At 57.3% G+C, this 17,595-nt stretch carries 15 protein-coding genes; 8 read left to right on the plus strand and 7 right to left on the minus strand.

What is annotated here, in order from left to right; translation table 11 throughout:
• Positions 1-22: 22 nt before the first annotated feature.
• The 4 genes from ACOZ42_RS11605 to ACOZ42_RS11620 all read left to right on the plus strand — a co-directional run bounded on the left by ACOZ42_RS11605 (position 23) and on the right by ACOZ42_RS11620 (position 3,221).
• Complete coding sequence (locus ACOZ42_RS11605; protein WP_059318012.1) at positions 23-664, plus strand: RnfABCDGE type electron transport complex subunit B; 642 nt, start codon at positions 23-25, stop codon at positions 662-664.
• Positions 661-1,299: an endonuclease III gene (nth, locus tag ACOZ42_RS11610; protein ID WP_003800998.1), complete on the plus strand. Its 639-nt coding sequence runs from the start codon at positions 661-663 to the stop codon at positions 1,297-1,299. Before ACOZ42_RS11605 ends, nth begins: the two co-directional genes overlap by 4 nt.
• A gap of 244 nt (positions 1,300-1,543) precedes the next feature.
• Entirely contained in the window at positions 1,544-2,257 is a 714-nt protein-coding gene (locus ACOZ42_RS11615) for an ABC transporter ATP-binding protein (RefSeq protein WP_081050043.1), read from the plus strand.
• 322 nt (positions 2,258-2,579) lie between these two features.
• Positions 2,580-3,221, plus strand: coding sequence for an OmpW/AlkL family protein (locus ACOZ42_RS11620; protein ID WP_003801001.1), 642 nt, complete (start codon positions 2,580-2,582; stop codon positions 3,219-3,221).
• Here ACOZ42_RS11620 and ACOZ42_RS11625 read toward each other — a convergent pair.
• The 4 genes from ACOZ42_RS11625 to ACOZ42_RS11640 all read right to left on the minus strand — a co-directional run bounded on the left by ACOZ42_RS11625 (position 3,218) and on the right by ACOZ42_RS11640 (position 8,179).
• Positions 3,218-4,000 carry an ABC transporter ATP-binding protein gene (locus ACOZ42_RS11625; protein WP_003801003.1) on the minus strand — a complete coding sequence of 261 codons (783 nt, stop codon included), beginning with the start codon at positions 3,998-4,000 and terminating at the stop codon, positions 3,218-3,220. The two genes, ACOZ42_RS11620 and ACOZ42_RS11625, sit on opposite strands and share 4 nt — an antisense overlap.
• A complete protein-coding gene (locus tag ACOZ42_RS11630; protein ID WP_003801006.1) occupies positions 3,997-5,829 on the minus strand; it encodes an ABC transporter permease subunit in 1,833 nt (610 codons plus the stop codon). The genes ACOZ42_RS11625 and ACOZ42_RS11630 overlap by 4 nt, the downstream gene beginning before the upstream one ends.
• Positions 5,830-5,834: 5 nt before the next feature.
• The gene (locus ACOZ42_RS11635) at positions 5,835-6,872 is read right to left on the minus strand and encodes a branched-chain amino acid ABC transporter permease (protein WP_003801008.1); all 1,038 of its coding nucleotides are present in this window, start codon (positions 6,870-6,872) and stop codon (positions 5,835-5,837) included.
• 137 nt (positions 6,873-7,009) lie between these two features.
• A complete protein-coding gene (locus ACOZ42_RS11640) occupies positions 7,010-8,179 on the minus strand; it encodes an ABC transporter substrate-binding protein (RefSeq protein WP_426345142.1) in 1,170 nt (389 codons plus the stop codon).
• A 328-nt stretch (positions 8,180-8,507) separates the two neighbouring features.
• Here ACOZ42_RS11640 and msrB point away from each other — a divergent pair, with 328 nt between their 5' ends.
• From msrB to ACOZ42_RS11660, 4 genes are read left to right on the plus strand one after another with little or no spacing between them, the layout of a single operon-like run.
• Positions 8,508-8,903 carry a peptide-methionine (R)-S-oxide reductase MsrB gene (gene msrB / locus ACOZ42_RS11645; RefSeq protein ID WP_003801011.1) on the plus strand — a complete coding sequence of 132 codons (396 nt, stop codon included), beginning with the start codon at positions 8,508-8,510 and terminating at the stop codon, positions 8,901-8,903.
• On the plus strand, positions 8,900-9,466 hold the full coding sequence (locus tag ACOZ42_RS11650; RefSeq protein ID WP_003801013.1) for a septation protein A: 567 nt from the start codon (positions 8,900-8,902) through the stop codon (positions 9,464-9,466). The genes msrB and ACOZ42_RS11650 overlap by 4 nt, the downstream gene beginning before the upstream one ends.
• 7 nt (positions 9,467-9,473) lie before the next feature.
• Entirely contained in the window at positions 9,474-9,737 is a 264-nt protein-coding gene (locus ACOZ42_RS11655) for a BolA family protein (protein WP_131070738.1), read from the plus strand.
• Between the two features lie 8 nt (positions 9,738-9,745).
• Complete coding sequence (locus tag ACOZ42_RS11660) at positions 9,746-10,522, plus strand: peptidylprolyl isomerase (protein WP_003801016.1); 777 nt, start codon at positions 9,746-9,748, stop codon at positions 10,520-10,522.
• Positions 10,523-10,732: 210 nt separating this feature from the next.
• Here the strand turns inward: ACOZ42_RS11660 and ligA are convergent, their stop codons facing one another.
• The 3 genes from ligA to smc are packed head-to-tail and all read right to left on the minus strand — an operon-like array spanning position 10,733 to position 17,409.
• Positions 10,733-12,820 (minus strand): NAD-dependent DNA ligase LigA, encoded by a 2,088-nt coding sequence (gene ligA, locus ACOZ42_RS11665; RefSeq protein WP_003801017.1) that lies wholly within the window; start codon positions 12,818-12,820, stop codon positions 10,733-10,735.
• Complete coding sequence (locus ACOZ42_RS11670; protein WP_059318013.1) at positions 12,817-13,839, minus strand: cell division protein ZipA C-terminal FtsZ-binding domain-containing protein; 1,023 nt, start codon at positions 13,837-13,839, stop codon at positions 12,817-12,819. The genes ligA and ACOZ42_RS11670 overlap by 4 nt, the downstream gene beginning before the upstream one ends.
• A 45-nt stretch (positions 13,840-13,884) precedes the next feature.
• Positions 13,885-17,409: a chromosome segregation protein SMC gene (smc, locus tag ACOZ42_RS11675; RefSeq protein ID WP_426345143.1), complete on the minus strand. Its 3,525-nt coding sequence runs from the start codon at positions 17,407-17,409 to the stop codon at positions 13,885-13,887.
• Positions 17,410-17,595 lie beyond the last annotated feature (186 nt).

The raw sequence follows: 17,595 nt of genomic DNA on the forward strand, positions 1-17,595 counted from the left end.
GGAAGGCCCCGTTTTTGTATTCATGTCCGACACTTTGATACGGCGCATTGACGCCCTGCTTCCCCAGACCCAGTGCACCCGCTGTGGTTACGACGCCTGTCTGCCCTATGCCCAAGCCATTGCGCTTGAGGGTGAGGCCATCAATCGCTGCCCGCCTGGCGGGCAGGAAGGCGTACAGGCCCTGGCCGAGCTGCTGGGTCGTGCCCCCCTGCCTCTGGACCCGGACTGTGGGGAATTCACCGGGCCCAGCCGGGCGGTGATTATCGAAGAACACTGTATTGGTTGCACGCTTTGCATTCAGGCCTGCCCGGTAGATGCCATTATCGGCGCCAACAAACTGATGCATACCGTACTGGCCGACCGCTGCACCGGTTGTGAGCTGTGCGTCCCTCCCTGCCCGGTAGACTGCATCAGCATGGTGCCTACCGACGAATGGAGCAAGGAGCAGGCTGCCCAGGCCCGCCAGGACACGGAGCAACGTCGCGAACGCCTGCTGGCCCGCCACAAAGAAAGCTCGGACCTGGCCGCCCGTACGCTGGCCAACAAGCCGGTACTGGCCAACCATGCCGACCAGGCCGACAAACGGGAGGCCTCCATCGCCTCTGCGCTAGCCCGTGCCCGTGCCCGGCGCGCCAGCAAAACCGCCGGTGAGACCACTCCATGAATGCCGCCAAGCGCTACGAGATTTTCAGCCGTTTTCAGGCAGCCAACCCCAAACCCACCACCGAACTGGAATACGCTGACACGTTTCAACTGTTGATCGCGGTTATTTTGTCCGCGCAAGCCACAGACCGTTCGGTCAATTTGGCAACCGCCCGCTTTTTTCCGGAACATGGCACACCCGAGGGTATTCTCGCGATGGGCGAGGAAGGGCTACGCGAAGCCATCAAGACGATCGGCCTGTACAAAACCAAGGCTGCCAACGTCATCAAAACCTGCAAGATTTTGCTGGAACAACATCAAGGCCAGGTGCCCTGCGACCGCGCCGCTCTGGAAGCCCTTCCTGGCGTGGGCCGCAAAACCGCGAATGTTGTTCTGAACACTGCTTTTGGCTTGCCCACCATTGCTGTGGATACCCATATTTTCCGCGTCGCGAACCGCACAGGGATTGCACCGGGAAAAAATGTGGTGGAAGTGGAAAAAAAGCTGGAACGACTGATTCCCAAACCTTTTTTGCTGGATGCTCATCACTGGCTGATTCTGCACGGCCGTTATATCTGTGTTGCTCGCAAGCCCAAGTGTCCCCAGTGCGGGATAGCGGATCTGTGCGACTTCAAGCCCAAAACCGTTAACACTTAAGTAACAGATCAGTGGTTTGCCAACATTTGTTTACCAATCTGTGAAATAAAGCAAACCATCCTATGACAAACCCGCATGGTTTTGCGGGGCCAGGGCTCTCATACTGAAACGCATAAAGGACTCTGCCTAGCGTTTGCGAGAAATAACATCACCGCAGTCAAAGGCAAAGGACGCGTAACGGGTTCCTGCGCTGATCAGCCAACGTACAGGCCCATTTTGACGACTCACGACAAGGAGCGTTCTCATGATGCAGGCTGCCCTGGATATTGAGAATCTGTACGCTTGGCACCGAGAGTTTCCGCTCTTGCGCGGATTGAATCTACAGGTTGCCTCCGGCGAGATATGCACCGTCTTGAGCCGCAACCGGGCTGGCCGCAGCGCCATGTTACGTGCCATCGTGGGCTTGACGGACAGCCGTCGAGGCTCCATCCGCATTCAAGGCACCGAATCCATTCATCTGAGCCAACATCAGCTGGTGGATCTGGGGGTGGGCTACAGCCCTTATGAGCAAAGCATTTTTACGGGGCTAAGTTGTGAGGAAAACCTCCTGCTGCCTCCGGCTATCGGCACGACCTTGGGCGGCGGGATGTCGTTGATGCAAATTTATGAGCTGCTGCCCAGCCTGGAGCAGCGTCGGCATCATATGGCCACTCAGCTATCGACGGGCGAACAAAAAATATTGGCGATTGCCCGACTGCTACGCACAGGGGTCAACCTGCTGCTACTGGACAAAGTCTCGGAAGGTCTGGCGCCGGTGCAGGCCCAGACCTTGATCAAACTCATCTGTACCCTGCGCGACGAAGGCTACACCGTCGTACTGGCCGAGCAATGCCCCCAATTCTCTGCTGCCTTCAGCGACCGCTTCTATGTATTGGAGCATGGGCAGATCGTAGAACGATTTACACGTAGCGAGCTGAGCCACAAATACGAAACCTTGCATGCCCTCCTGGGAGACTGAGAAATTGGGCCAGTGTCTTGCCCCATATTGGGCCACCACCGCCGCTTGCCGGCCCTGCTCGCAAGTTGGCCGCCCTGCCCCAGCCATGCCCTCAGGCAAAAGCTGAAAAAAAGCACATAAGCCACGGGGTTTTTTATATCCAGCGGTTTACCAAGTGATGCAAAAAAAACACACGAGGCTTGAATTGGCCTCAGATGATTTCCGCTTCCTTGATCTACAACAAGGTCAGGCAGTCAACTACTTCTGAAGCTTGCTTTGGATCAAGTCCGGGCCCTCTGGCCTCATGCACTCTGTAGGCTTTACACACACCTACGGAGCTCCTATGAAATCCCGCTACTTGTTTCCCGGTCTGCACCTGTCCTTGCTGGCTGCTGGGCTGGCCGCTGTTCTGTATGCCCCTCAAGGCCAAACACATGAAGCGGGTGATTTCTTGCTCAAGGGCGGCGTGACCTGGGTGTCCCCAAAATCCAACAATGGCACGGTTGCAGATGGCACCGTCAAGCTGGACGTGGGCAACAACGCCCGCCCCAGCTTCTCGCTGACCTACATGGCTACCCGCAATATTGGTGTTGAGCTGCTGGGCGCATTCCCCTTCCAGCACAATATCGACAGCAATCTGGGACGTATTGGCAAAACCAAGCACTTGCCCCCTACCCTGAGCCTGCAATATCACTTTCTGCCTGACAGCGACTTCCAACCCTATGTCGGCGTGGGCGTGAACTACACCATGTTCTTTGACACCGAATCGCGCGGTGCGCTGGCCGGTTCCGACCTGAAACTGAAAAACAGCTGGGGGTTTGCAGCCCAGGTCGGCGTGGATTACAAGCTGGACAAGAACTGGTTCCTGAATGCCGATGTGCGTTACATCAGCATCCGTCCCGACGTGCAACTGAACGGCCAGTCCATTGGCAAAGCCAAGCTGGACCCCGTGGTTGCCACCATCGGGGTCGGCTACCGCTTCTAAGCGTTCGCCTCTTCCTGCTCGCGTTTGCCCTGCCCCAAGCCCAGATAGCTTTCTATCACTCGGGGATTATGAGCCAGGTCAGACGCGGGCCCTTGCAGCACCACATCGCCCGTCTCCAGAACATAACCGTAGTCAGCCACTTGCAAAGCGGCACGCGCATTTTGCTCGACCAGCAAGATGGCCACACCGGTACTACGCAGTCGGGCGATGATCATGAAGATTTCCCGCACCACACGCGGCGCCAAGCCCAGGCTGGGCTCATCGAGCATCAGGACTTTGGGTTGTGCCATCAAGGCACGTCCCACCGCCAGCATTTGTCGCTCACCGCCTGACAAGGTCCCGGCCAGCTGCGTACGACGCTCTTTCAGGCGTGGGAACAAGGTATAGACCTTATCCATGGTGTCACGCCAGCCCGCTTGACGAGCCCGATACAGACGAAAGCCGCCCAGCAGAAGATTGTCCTCGACCGTCATGCTGCCAAACAATTCGCGGCGCTCGGGCACCAGGGAAATACCGGCCGCCACGCGACGCTCCACTTCCCAATGACTGATCTCCTGGCCCTCGTACTGTACCGAACCGGTGCTGCGTCCCACGCTGGGCAAAGAGCCCATCATGGAATTGAGCAAGGTGGACTTGCCCGCGCCATTGGCGCCGATCACCGTCACAATGCTACCTGCCCGCACGTCCAGGCTGGCCCCCGTCACCGCGGTGACCTTGCCGTATTGAGCGGCCAGATTGTCTACTTTCAGGATAATGTCTTTCGATTGTGCCGAACTCATAGCGCTGCTCCTGCCGAGGCGGGCTCATTGACCTGGTCCAGATCCAGGTCGTCATCAATACCACCCAGGTAGGCTTCCAGCACGGCTGGATTTTCCTGAATTTCCTTGGGCAACCCTTCGGCCAGCTTGGTGCCAAAATCCATGACAACCAGCTTGTCCGTCAAATTCATGACAAAGTCCATGTCATGCTCAACCAGCAAGATACTCATGCCTTCACTGCGTAACTGACTCAGCACTTTGGCCAGCTCCTGCTTTTCTTTGTAGCGCAGGCCGGCGGCAGGCTCGTCCAGCAGCAAAAGCAGCGGATCAGAGGCCAGGGCACGCGCAATTTCCAAAATACGCTGTTGACCCAGGGCCAGATTACCCGCCTCTTCGTACAGGTAGTCGCCCAGGCCCACCCGCTGCAGTTGCACCGCCGCTTCATGCAAAAGTTCCGCTTCACTACGACGCTCGGTATGCAGGACAGCGGACACCACGCCCACATTCCGACGCAAGTGAGCGCCCAATGCCACGTTCTCCAGAACCGTCATGGTAGGCAGCAATTGCACATGCTGGAACGTACGGCCCACACCGAGGCGGGAAATCTCGCGTGCAGGCTTGCCATCAATGCGTTGCCCCAGGAAGCTGACCTGTCCACTGGTGGCCGACAGCACGCCGGTAATCAGGTTAAAGGTCGTACTCTTGCCCGCACCGTTAGGACCGATCAGGCCCATGATCTGACCAGCATTCAAGGTGAAGCTGATGTCGTTCACGGCGACCAGACCACCGAACTCCTTGCGGATCTTGTTCACTTCTAGAACCAGCGAACCGGCCTGAGGACGCTCACGCTGAGGCAAAGCTTCGGCTTGTGGAGGAGCTGCCTGATTGCGCTTCTGTGCACCGAAGACCTGTTCCCAGACCTTGTGCAGGATGGGCCACAAACCGTCACGGGCGTACTGCAGAATAAGAACCATCAGGATACCGAAGACGATCAGCTCGAAGTTGATGTCGGTATTGAGCAGTTTAGGCAGCCAGTTCTGCAATTGATCTTTCAGGCTCAGCACCAGGGCCGAACCCAGAACAGCTCCCCAGACACTGCCTGCGCCCCCCAAGACGGCCATGAACAGGTACTCAATGCCGTAGTTCAGGCCAAAGGGGCTGGGCGATACCGCGCGCTGGTAGTGGGCATAGAGCCAACCGGATACGCAAGCCAGCAAGGCGGCATAAACGAACACAATGACCTTGTAGTTGGCCATGTTCACGCCAAAGGACTCGGCCATGCCGCTGCCATGCTTCAAAGCCCGAATGGCACGTCCAGGACGGGAATTGAGCAAGTTGCGTGTGCCCCACATGGCCAGCAAGGCAAAAGCCCAGATCAGGTAGTAAATATCCCGCCCCGAAGACAGGGAAATACCGAAGAACTCCAAAGGAGCAATACCGGAAATACCGTCGTACTGACCCAGAAACTCCAGGTTACCAAACAGGTAGTACAAGGCCAGACCCCACGCCAAGGTACACAGGGGCAGGAAGTGGCCGGACAAGCGCAGGGTGATCGCGCCCAGAATGTAGGCCACCATCATGGTAATGGCCATGCCAATCAACAGGTTGAACCAGGGCGACCAGCCCAGGCGAGCGGTCAGATAAGCCGTGGTGTACGCGCCCAGACCCACAAACGCAGCCTGACCAAACGAAGTCAGGCCACCCACGCCCGTCAACAGTACCAGACCCAGCACGACCAAGCTGGTCAAGCCAATGTAGTTAAGCTGGGTAATCCAGAATTCGGGCGTTGCGCCCAACTGCGGCAAAATCAACAGAACCGCGATAAACAATAGCGTCAGCAAGTGTCTCATGTGATTTACTCCTCATCATCCACGTGCTTGCTACCGAAGGAGCGCCACAACAACACCGGTATCACCATGGTAAATACAATGACTTCTTTATAGGCACTGGCCCAGAAAGAGGAAAACGCTTCCAGAACCCCCAAGAACAAGGCGCCCAACAGGGTAACGGGATAACTGATCAGACCACCGAAGATCGCGGCCACAAAGCCCTTGAGACCGATCAAAAAGCCGGTGTCGTAGTAAATGGTCGTTACCGGAGCGATCAACATGCCCGAGAACGCACCGATGGCCGCCGCCAGGGTGAAGGTCAGCGAGCCGGACATGTTGGTACTGATCCCCACCAGACGGGCACCGCGACGATTGACGGCCGTGGCACGCAAAGCGCGACCATAAAGGGTCTTGCCAAAAAAACCCCACAAGGCCAGGATCAGCAACACGCAGGCCCCCATCACGAAGAAGGTCTGCGCCGACCAGCTCACCGCCCCCAGGGACACTTCACCTTCCATGAAGGGAGGCGTACGCCAGCCTTCGGGGCCAAAGAACACCAGACCCAGGCCCGTCAAGGCAAAGTGAACGGCTACCGAGGTAATCAGCAGCACCAGCACGCTGGCCTCGGCAATCGGCTGATAAACCAGTCGATACACCATCGGTCCCAGCGGGATCACAACGGCCAACGAGAACAGCACGGCCACCCACAGGGGCAACTGCGCGCTGACAATGGCAGGAGCGGCAAAATAAACCGCTACGGGAATGACGATATTGACCAGGAATTTGCGCGGCATACCGCTCAGGCTGCGGCTGCGCAAGGCAGAGAGCAGCTCCAGCAAAAACACCAGAGCACCGGCGATCAACAGCAAAATAACGGTTCCCGGCATGCGGCCATTGACCACAAAGGCCAGGGTCAAGGCGCCAAAGGTGACGAATTCACCTTGCGGGATGAAAATGACGCGGGTAACCAGGAAAACCAGAACCAGGGCAAGCCCGAGCAAGGCATAGATGGCACCATTCAATATGCCATCCTGCAACAAAATTAAAGCGATGGTGGTATCCATGTCGGACAACATCCTGTACAACAAAAAGGGCGGAGGGCTTACGCAAACGCAGGCCTGTAGCGGGAACGGGTGCCAGAACCTTCCAGCACCCGCCTCGGAAAAAACCGGCTATTGAGCCGGTTTTTGCCTGTCAGATATTACAGATCAGGCTGATAGGTCCATTTACCGTCGACCACTTTCACAATGACGTGGGCCCGTTTATCCAGACCGGCGTGGTCGGTGGCCGACATATTGAACACACCTTGGGAAGCCGCCAGTTCCTTGGTCTGCTCCAGTGCGTCACGCAGGGCGGCGCGGAACTCGGGGGTGCCGGGCTTGGCACCCGACTGCAAGGCTTGCGGAATGGCTTCGGTCACCAGCAAACCGGCATCCCACAGGTGGCCACCAAACGTGTTGATCGAGCCTGCGCCATACTTGGCCTCATATTTTTCCTTGTATTCCATGGCGGTCTTTTTAACCGGGCTGCTGTCAGGCAACTGTTCGGCAACCAGCAAGGGACCGGCGGGCAAGATCATGTCGTTACAGTCTTTGCCGCAGACGCGCAGCACATCACTGTTGGCTGCCCCGTGGGTCTGGTAAATGATGCCGGCATAGCCACGGCCCTTGAGCTCGCGCTGGGGCAAGGCAACCGGCGTGCCCGAGCCGGCAATCAAAATGGCATCGGGCTTGGTGCCCAGCAGCTTGAGCACTTGTCCGGTCACGCTGGTGTCATTGCGACCATAGCGCTCGGCACCCAGCACCTTGATGCCTTTGGCCTGGGCGGCCTCGGTGATCACATTCAGCCAACCATCACCATAGGCGTCGTTGTAGCCGATAAACCCGAGAGTCTTGACGTCCTGCTTGACCATGGCCTCGGCCAGGGCGCCCGCCATCAACTGGTCGTTCTGAGGCGTCTTGAACACCCAGGTGCGAGCGCCTTCAACCGGCTCAACAATCTTGGCGTTGGCAGCCACACTAATCATGGGAGTCTTGGTTTCGCCGGCCACATCCACCATGGCCAAGGAACCCGGTGTCACGGATGTACCGATCACCACGTCCACTTTGTCATCGGTGATGAGCTTGCGCATATTGCGTACAGCCACCGTAGTGTCTGTGGCATCATCCAGCACAATGTATTCGACTTTCTGTCCGGCCACTTCGGTAGGCAGCAGGCTGACCGTATTGCGCTCAGGAATCCCCAGCGAGGCCGCCGGTCCTGTTGCAGCCACCGTCACCCCCACTTTGATCTGCGCGGACACCGCCACGGGCAGACTCAAAGCCAGGGCTGCAGCCAATGTCGTGAGGCGCCCAGTAGTAATGCAGTTCATCCTTTTCTCCCAATATTTGTTCATTGTTGTGGACCGGATTAACGGTCAAAAAATCGTAATACAGATAATCAACAGCACATACCAGAAACGTATCAAGTCACACGGATTTCAGATATTGGTGTTTACCTTAAATATTAAAAGTTTAAATAGTGCACTAACTAAACGGATTGCTGACAGTTCAGGTGGTGCCAACAGGGGTTTTCCTGGTCAGGCAAGCGCAAGACCTTGCACTTTGGAACCCTCTGTTCCAAACACGCTCTAATTGTCGATTACTATGTAGGAATGCGCCTCCTGTAGGCATTGATCTGTTTTTCATAAGGCAGCACACGTGAAAAAAGTACATAAAACCGAGGCTGAGTGGCGCGCCCAGCTCAGCCCTGAAGAATTCTATGTCACCCGTCAGAAAGGCACCGAACGCCCTTTTACAGGCCGCTACTGGGACACCACGACGGCCGGCATCTATCGCTGCGTCGGTTGTGGCACCCCCCTGTTTGCTTCGGACACCAAGTTTGATGCCGGTTGCGGCTGGCCCAGCTACTTTACGCCCCTGAACCCGGACAATGTGCGCGAAGAACTCGACACCAGTCACGGCATGCGTCGTACCGAAGTGCTATGCAATGTCTGCGACGCGCATTTGGGCCACGTCTTTGAAGACGGCCCCCCGCCCACTGGGCTACGATACTGCATCAATTCCCTGTCCCTGACCTTTGAACCTGACGCATGAAGAAGCTTTTATTCGATCTGTTCCCGCTGGTTCTGTTCTTTCTGGCCTTTCGCTTCTCCGATATCTATGTGGCAACGGGTGTGGCCATGGCCGCCTCGATTTTGCAAATCGTATGGCTCAAGCTCACCAGCAAGGCCATCGAGACCTCGCACTGGATCAATCTGGCCGTGATTGTGGTCTTTGGAGGTGCCACCCTGTTTTTCCATAACGATGTCTTCATTCGCTGGAAACCCACGGTGCTGTACTGGATTTTCGCGCTGGTGCTGCTGGGCGGGCGCTACCTGATGCATCGCAACCTGATGCAAAAATTCATGGGCACCCATCTGGTACTGCCAGGCCATGTCTGGGACAAATTAAACCTGGTCTGGGCGAGCTTTTTCGTCGCTATGGGACTGGTCAATCTGTTCGTTGCCTTTTCGGGCCACTTTACCGAGTCCCAGTGGGTCAACTTCAAGGCTTTCGGCCTGCTTGGCTTGATGCTGGTGTTTGTCGTTGCCCAATCCTTGTGGCTGGGTCGCTACCTGCAAGACTCCTCGGACAACTCCACTCCCCCAAAATCCTGATTTCGCCATGACAGACGCACTTGCCTCCCTCATTCACGAACGGCTCCAGGCCCTGGAGCCTTCGGAGCTGGACATCATCAACGAATCCCATCTGCATGCGGGCCACGCTGGCGCACAAGGTGGTGCCAGCCACTTTCGGGTCATCATCGCCTCGAAACAATTTGATGGAATTTCAACACTGGCACGACACAGACTTGTGTATGATCGCGTCCACGATCTAATGCCTTTCCCTATTCACGCATTGGCTATTCAAGCCAAACCCACCGCTTAAGGATGCTCATGAAACGTATTGCCGCATTTGCCTTGACCTGCGCCCTGGCTGCTCCCGTCTATGCACAGACGATTGCCACCGTAAACGGCAAAAACATCACGCAAAAAGACCTGGATCAGTTCGTCGCCGTTCTGGTCGAGCAAGGCGCCAAAGACTCGCCCGAGCTGCGTGAGCAGGTCAAACAGGAAATGGTCAACCGCCTGGCCGTGGTGCAAGCCGCTGAGAAGGCCGGTATCGACAAGACCAACCAAGTCCAGCAAGAGCTGGAACTGGCCCGCCAGAGCATTCTGGTCCGTGCCCTGATGGCGGATTACCTGAAGAAGAACCCCGTCACCGAAGCTGACCTGACCAAGGAATACAACACCATCAAGGCGATGGAAGAGGGTCAGCAGGAATACAAAGTACGCCACATTCTGGTCAAGGACGAAGCCGCTGCCAAGGACTTGCTGGCCAAGATCAAGTCCAAGAAAATCAGCTTTGCGGACGCTGCTAAAAAAGACTCCATTGATACCGGTAGCGGCCAGCAAGGCGGTGATCTGGGCTGGGCACCAAGCTCCACCTACGTGCCCGAGTTTGCCCAGGCTGTAGAAAAAATGAAGAAAGGCGAACTGAGCGCAGCCCCCGTGCAGTCTCAGTTTGGCTGGCATATCATTCAGGTGGACGATGCCCGTCCCGTGACCTTCCCGGCGATGGCGGAAGTCAAGCCTCAGCTGGAAGAGATGATGCGTCAGCGCAAGCTGGCCGAATACCAGCAAAAAATCCTTAAAGAAGCCAACATCAAGTAATGGCCTCAACCACCGCTTTGTCTGCTCGATAAAGCGGCTGTCAGGAAAAACAACGATGGCGCCTCCAGGGCGCCATCGTTGTTATTGATCACAGCAAGGCTCACGCGCTTTTTCAGACTTGTAGTCCAGGCTCGCTTGCCCTGGGCTGATCACCGCCAGCTTGAAACAAGGAGTAAGGCATCACGAGGCCTACCTGCGTTTGCCCCGACCCTAGTCCCCAGCCAGTAAAGCCAGGAACTGAGCCTCGTCCAGAATGGTCACGCCCAATTCCTGTGCCTTGGTGAGCTTGGAGCCAGCCTCGGCACCGGCCAGGACAAAGGCGGTCTTTTTGGAGACCGATCCACTGGCCTTGCCGCCGGCCTCCAAGACGCGGCGTGTCGCCTCATCACGGCTCATGCTGGGCAATGTGCCCGTGATGACAACCGTTTTGCCCGCCAAGGGCAAATTGGCACTATTTGCGCGAGCCTGCGCCTGTTGGGGGCTCACTCCCGCTGCCAGCAAGGCGTCCAGCGCCTCACGATTATGCGGCTCCTGAAAAAAATGCCGTACAGAAGCAGCTACGACAGGGCCAACTTCATTGACCTGCAACAGCGCCTCTTCATCGGCCTGCTCCAAGGCCTGCAAGGTGCCAAAATGCTGGGCCAGGTCTCGGGCCGTCGTCTCCCCAACATGGCGGATACCCAAGGCGTAAATCAGACGATTCAAGGCTGGCTCCCGCACCTTGTTGATCGCTTCAATCAGATTCTCAGCAGACTTGCGTCCCATACGCTCGAGCAGGACAAGCTTCTCGACCTTCAATTTGAAAATATCGGCCAAGGTATGGACCAGTCCGGTTTCCACCAACTGATCCACCAGTTTTTCCCCCAGGCCTTCAATATCCAGAGCTTTGCGACTGGCCGCGTGAATCAGGGTCTGCTTGCGTTGAGCGGGGCAAATCAGGCCGCCTGTGCAACGCCAGGCAGACTCACCCTCCAGCCGCTCCAGGGCGGAATGGCATGCCGGACACTCCTTGACCATTTCAAACGGCACACTGTCTTGCGGACGCTGTTCCAGCACCACAGCGACGACCTCCGGAATCACGTCACCGGCTCGGCGTACCACGACCGTATCGCCAGCGCGCACATCTTTGCGACGCACCTCATCTTCGTTATGCAAGGTGGCATTGGTCACCGTAACCCCGCCCACGAAAACCGGTTTCAAACGCGCCACAGGAGTCACCACCCCGGTGCGGCCGACCTGAAACTCAATATTTTCCACGCGCGTCATTTCTTCTTGCGCAGGGAACTTATGAGCGACGGCAAAGCGCGGGGCGCGCGCCACATAACCCAGTACGCGCTGCGCGGCCAGGGAATTGACTTTATAAACCACACCATCAATTTCAAAGGGCAGGCCGGAGCGACGCTCCTGAGTCTGGGTATAAAAATCCAGCAGGCCCTGTACCCCCTTCACAAGCTTACGATCGCGACTCAGGGGCAAGCCCAGACTCTCGAGCCAGTCCATCATGCCTGACTGGGTATCACGAGGCAGCCCGTCTCCCGTCACGTCCGCAAACAAGGTATTTTGCGGCTGATTCGTAAGTGGCAGGGGGCTGATTTCACCCCATCCATAGGCAAAAAAACGCAAAGGCCTTTTCGCCGTGACTTTGGGGTCCAATTGGCGCAGGCTGCCTGCCGCGGCATTGCGCGGGTTGACAAAGACTTTCTCGCCACGCTTGAGCTGACTCTCGTTCAGACGTTCAAAGTCCGCCCGGTTCATCAGGACTTCACCACGCACTTCCAGCACGGCCGGCAATTGCGCAGCATCGCCACGCAAACGCAAGGGAATGGATTTGACGGTGCGAATATTGCTGGTGACGTCCTCGCCTGTGGTGCCATCACCCCGCGTCGATGCCTGCACCAACAAGCCTTGCTCATAGCGCAGACTGATCGCCAGGCCATCAAATTTGTATTCCGCCAGATAATCAACCCGACGATCCAGGCCCACCATACCAGCCTCGACAAGCGTGTCGGCAACCCGTTTGTCAAATGCCTGGACTTCCTCATCCTCAAAGGCGTTGCCTAAAGAGAGCATGGGAACGGCATGCTGGACCGTCGCAAAGCCATCCAAGGGAGCCGCGCCCACGCGCTGCGTGGGAGAATCCGGGGTAATCCACTCCGGGTGCGCGGCCTCCAGCGCCAGCAGCTCGTTCATCAGTGCGTCATATTGCGCATCCGAAATGCTGGGCGCATCCTGAATGTAATAGGCCCAGTTATGCTGGGCCAGTTCTTCACGTAACTGCTGTACTCGCTTCAAACTCACGAAAAAATCCTGCCTGTACGTTCCTGACCTGCTGTGAAGCCTGCTTGCTCCAGACGCTCGTACAAGGTACGTAGTTGTTCATCAATATTCTGATCCGTGCTCTCGGGCAAGGGGCGGCCCTGGTCATCGAGCACCACACCATCCAAACGGCTGGCCAGATCGCGGGCCACGGTTGCCATTCTGCTGAAGGCGTGATCGTCCGCCGGGCTGTTGGGCAAGTCCAGCAGCAGGTCGATGCGCTCGATGCTGGCGGACTGAATATCCTTGGGCTGGACGCCGTCAAACATGGCCGTGAACCGGGGCTGGCCGGAATCGGCCAGCCAGGCCAGCTGCTGGCCAAACGGCAAGAAGCCCGCGTCCTTGACCATTTGAATGACGGACGAGGCCGGCAGGGGCCCAGGCAAACGCACCGACACGCCGACCAGCGCGTCCAGATCGGCGCAGGTATTGTCCAGGGCGGCCGCACGACGCAGCACCTCATCCTGCTCAGGACCCTCTACCGAGCCGTCAAACTGTTGCGCCAGACCCTGCGCAGCCATCCAGACCTGCGACCACTCAATGGCCGACAGGGGGCCGCTGCGATTGGCCAGCAAAACGGCAATCTGCATGCTGGCGTAGGATTCGCCCGCACGCAAACGGGCACGGTGCCCTCCCCCTTCGCATTCGGCAAAATAACGCACTGGTTTGGCGCCAGTACGCGACACAGCCTGTAGGGCCTGGGCCAAATCCTGGGCATCCACGGGCTGACTGAAACTGATGTCAATCACGGCCTCAGTGGTGCAGTCCACTTCGGACGGATCATGGTCCCCCTCGGTAGAGGCAGGATCACTGCCACGTCCCATGCTGGGCTCGCGCCGCTCCAATTCGCTGAGCTGGCTCATCAGAGGATCGGTGTCCCCGTCCGGGAATTGGCTTTGCATCTGCTGGCGCACCCGGCGGTCTTGCCACCAGTTAAAGACCACCACGAGCAAGATGAGCAAAATGCCCAATAAAATCAGTGCGATTTGCAAATCACTCATTGTCAGTTCCGTCGAATCAACACTACCGGATTAAAAAAAACAGGCTTACACATTGCTCATTTGCATGGCCGCGTCCACATCCACCGCCACGATACGGGACACACCTTGTTCTTGCATGGTGACACCAATCAGTTGCTTTGCCATCTGCATGGCAATTTTATTGTGAGAAATAAACAAAAACTGAGTTTGGTCACTCATACTGGCCACCAGATTGGCATAGCGTTCCGTATTGGCATCGTCCAGCGGCGCATCCACTTCGTCCAGCAAGCAAAATGGCGCGGGATTCAGTTTAAAGAAGGCAAAAACCAAGGCCGTCGCGGTCAATGCCTTTTCACCGCCAGAGAGCAAATGAATCGTGCTATTGCGTTTGCCCGGTGGCTGCGCCATCACTTGGACCCCCGCTTCCAGCACTTCGTCGCCCACCATCGTCAGTTTAGCCTCTCCACCACCAAATAGCCGTGGGAAAAGCTCGCCAAAGTGCTGATTAACGATGTTGAATGTTTCCATGAGCAACTGGCGCGTCTCGCGATCGATCTTGCGTATGGCGTCCTCCAGCGTCTCGATGGCATCACTCAGATCCTTGTGCTGCGCATCCAGGTAGGTCTTGCGTTCCTGGGCAGTGGTCAGCTCTTCAAGGGCGGCCAGGTTGACCGGCCCCAGGCTTTCAATCTGGCGTGAAATACGTTGCACTTCCGACTGCAGCCAGCCCACGCGTTGCCATTCTGGTGTTTTTTCCTGTAACAAGCTCCATAGCTCGGAACGGTTTACCTTTCGGCTGTCCAGTTGTTCTGCAAACTGCTCGACCGCCAGGCGCGAGGCTTGTTCCTGCAACTGCAATTCGGTGACCTGCTCACGCAAGGGGCCCAGATTCTTTTCGTGCTCGGCACGGGCCTGCTCATGTTCTCGTAATTGAGCAGCCAGCGTATCGAGCTGGATTTTTGCCAGTCGAACCGCCTCTTCACGCTCGGCGCGCAATTCCAGCGCGTCCTGCAACCCGGCTTGTGCGGCAGAAGCATCCAGATCCAGCAGCTCGCCTTGCAAGCCCTCCAACTGACCGACAGTGCGCTGTGCCTGCTCCTGCGCCAGGGCCAGATTGCGCTCCAACTCGGCCATACGCTGCACCAAGGCGCGCTCGGCAAACTGGGCGTCCTGTACCGCGCGTTCACGCTCATGCACCGTACGCCGGGCCTGCTCGGCCAGCTCCGCGCCCTGCTCGCCATCCATCTGCGCCTGGGCAAACGCCCCCTGATGCTCGGCCAGTTCTTCGTCCAAGGCTTCAAAACGGGCCTCGAATTCCTCACGGTTCGCCTGCAGCTCTTCACGCTGTACCGCCAACTCCTCCAGCTCCTCGTTGATTCGAGAACCTCGCTCCTGCGATTGCTGAGCTTGTTGCGCCAGCTTGGAATACTCCAGTTGCACATCGTGCATGCGGGCCGTCAGCTCACCGACACGGGCCCGGGCGGGAACCAAACCATTGCGAACCTGCTGCAAAACCATTTCGGCCTGGGTGCTGGCATGCCCAAGCTCATCCACAATCAGTTGGGCACCACGCAGCTCACGCTCCAGATGAGCAATCTCCTGCTGGCGCGCCAACATACCCGCCTGCTCAGAGTCGGGGGCATAAAAGCGAATGCTGTAGCGATCCACCACATGACCATCCCGCACCACGATGGCCATTTGATCCGTCAATTGCTCACGCAAGCTCAAGGCCTGCTTCAAATCTGGGCAGACATAAATCTGCTGTAACCAGTTGTCCAGCAAACTGCGTAAACCGCCGTCCTGCTGCCGCAAAACCGAGCTCAACAAGGGCAGGTCCAAGCCCGCCTTGCCTGACACCCCCGCCTCAGGCAACTGATAAAAACTTAAACGGGCCGGAGGGGCATCACTGGCAAACGCTGCGGCCATATCCAGCCGACGCAGCTCCAACGCCGTCATGCGCTCGCGCAGGACCGATTCCAGCGCCGTTTCCCAACCTTTTTCCACGTCCAGGCTTTGCCAGAGCCGCTTCATGCTCTCCAGCCCATGCTTGGCCAGCCAGGGCTCCAACGTTCCCTTGCGAGCCACATCCTCCTGCAGACGGCTCAGGGCCAGATGGCGTGCCTCCAGACGAGCCATATCCTGCCCGCCTTGCAAGGCCTGTTGCTGGGCTTGCTTGCGCTCCTCTTCGAGCCGGGGCAACTGAGCCTCCAGATGCTGCATGTGTTCCTGGGCCTGCTGCAGCTGGCTCTGCAGCATGTTCAGATCACCTTGCAAACGCTCCAGATTGTCCGGGTCCGGGGCATTGAGTTCGCGCAGCTCTTGCCTGAGGCGTTCCTGACGCTGCTCCAGCCCCTGAATCTGCCGGTCGGCATCGCGTTGGGATTGTGCCGCCAGCGCCAGGTTTTGTTCCAGACGAGCCAGGACCATACGCATTTCGTCACGACGCTGAGCCTGCTCGCGTACATGCTGCTCCAGTTCGGGCAAGGCGGCTTGAGCCTCTTCCAGCAGAATCTGCAGCTCTTCCAGCTTTACCGCTGCTTCTTCGCGCTGCTGCTCGCTGTTTTCCAACTCCTGCTGACAGTGCTCCTGCTGCTCGATCCAGTCATGCTGCTGTTGCTCCAGCTGTTCACGACGTTGAGCCATGCGGCTGCGCGAATCGAGCACATGACGGATTTCTGCCTCCAGGCTGGACACTTGGGAACCCGCTTCGTAAAGCTGGCTTTGCGCCAGATGCAAGGCGTCGCCCGCCTGCAAATGAGCCTGTCGTTGCGACTCCAGGGTCGCTTCGGCATGGCGCAAACCGGCAATGGATTGTTCCAACTTGGTCTGAGCCTGCTCAATGGCCAGAAATCGGGCTTTCTGATCGCTCTGCGCGTTGGACTCTTTCAAGAGCCACAATACATTTTGCTTGAGTTCACCGTCTTGCTGCAGATCGCGATATTGACGGGCCACTTCCGCCTGGGCCTGCAGTTTTTCCAACTGCGCATCCAGCTCCCGCTGAATATCCTCAACACGCAGCAGATTTTCACGAGTGTCGCGCAAACGGCTTTCCGTTTCGCGACGGCGCTCCTTGTAGCGCGACACGCCCGCCGCTTCTTCCAGAAATACACGCAGTTCTTCGGGCTTGGCTTCAATCAGGCGGTTAATCATCCCCTGCCCAATGATCGCGTAACCCCGCGCGCCCAGCCCAGTACCCAAAAAGATGTCATGAATGTCACGCCGGCGAACGGCTTGATTATTCAAAAAATAGCTGCTGGTGCCGTCCCGGCTCAGAACACGCCGTACCGAGATTTCGGCATAGGTGCTCCACTGGCCCGAGGCGCGCCCTTCGGAATTATCGAAAACCAGCTCAACCGAAGCTCGCCCAGCCGGTTTGCGTTGCGAGGAGCCATTGAAAATCACGTCCTGCATGGACTCGCCACGCAGTTCTGACGCTTTGCTCTCGCCCAGCACCCAACGCACCGCGTCGATGATATTGGATTTTCCACAGCCGTTGGGCCCGACCACCCCGACCAACTGACTGGGAGTTGGAATGGAAGTCGGGTCCACAAAGGATTTGAAACCGGCTAGTTTGATCTGGGTTAAACGCACAGGGTAGAAATCAGCTCAGAAAAGACCACTTTTGAACAAGCGCACAGGCGCATTTCGATCTGCCTGGCATTGCGAGTCGTATGATACCGCAGCACCTGCCGCCCACAGCAAAGACACGGAAAAAACAAATGAAAACCACCGCAGGATCAGCGAGGTGATAAGGCAGTAAACTAATTGCTGCCGTCA

The sequence above is a fragment of the Alcaligenes sp. HNGD-HTN06 genome, from assembly GCF_049932565.1.
Taxonomy (GTDB): Bacteria; Pseudomonadota; Gammaproteobacteria; order Burkholderiales; family Burkholderiaceae_B; genus Alcaligenes; species Alcaligenes ammonioxydans.

Coding starts and splice junctions, on each gene's coding strand:
- ACOZ42_RS11605 (WP_059318012.1), top strand. CDS start 23: ATGTCCGACACTTTGATACGGCGCATTGACGCCCTGCTTCCCCAGACC.
- nth (WP_003800998.1), top strand. CDS start 661: ATGAATGCCGCCAAGCGCTACGAGATTTTCAGCCGTTTTCAGGCAGCC.
- ACOZ42_RS11615 (WP_081050043.1), top strand. CDS start 1,544: ATGATGCAGGCTGCCCTGGATATTGAGAATCTGTACGCTTGGCACCGA.
- ACOZ42_RS11620 (WP_003801001.1), top strand. CDS start 2,580: ATGAAATCCCGCTACTTGTTTCCCGGTCTGCACCTGTCCTTGCTGGCT.
- ACOZ42_RS11625 (WP_003801003.1), bottom strand. CDS start 4,000: ATGAGTTCGGCACAATCGAAAGACATTATCCTGAAAGTAGACAATCTG.
- ACOZ42_RS11630 (WP_003801006.1), bottom strand. CDS start 5,829: ATGAGACACTTGCTGACGCTATTGTTTATCGCGGTTCTGTTGATTTTG.
- ACOZ42_RS11635 (WP_003801008.1), bottom strand. CDS start 6,872: ATGGATACCACCATCGCTTTAATTTTGTTGCAGGATGGCATATTGAAT.
- ACOZ42_RS11640 (WP_426345142.1), bottom strand. CDS start 8,179: ATGAACTGCATTACTACTGGGCGCCTCACGACATTGGCTGCAGCCCTG.
- ACOZ42_RS11650 (WP_003801013.1), top strand. CDS start 8,900: ATGAAGAAGCTTTTATTCGATCTGTTCCCGCTGGTTCTGTTCTTTCTG.
- ACOZ42_RS11655 (WP_131070738.1), top strand. CDS start 9,474: ATGACAGACGCACTTGCCTCCCTCATTCACGAACGGCTCCAGGCCCTG.
- ACOZ42_RS11660 (WP_003801016.1), top strand. CDS start 9,746: ATGAAACGTATTGCCGCATTTGCCTTGACCTGCGCCCTGGCTGCTCCC.
- ACOZ42_RS11670 (WP_059318013.1), bottom strand. CDS start 13,839: ATGAGTGATTTGCAAATCGCACTGATTTTATTGGGCATTTTGCTCATC.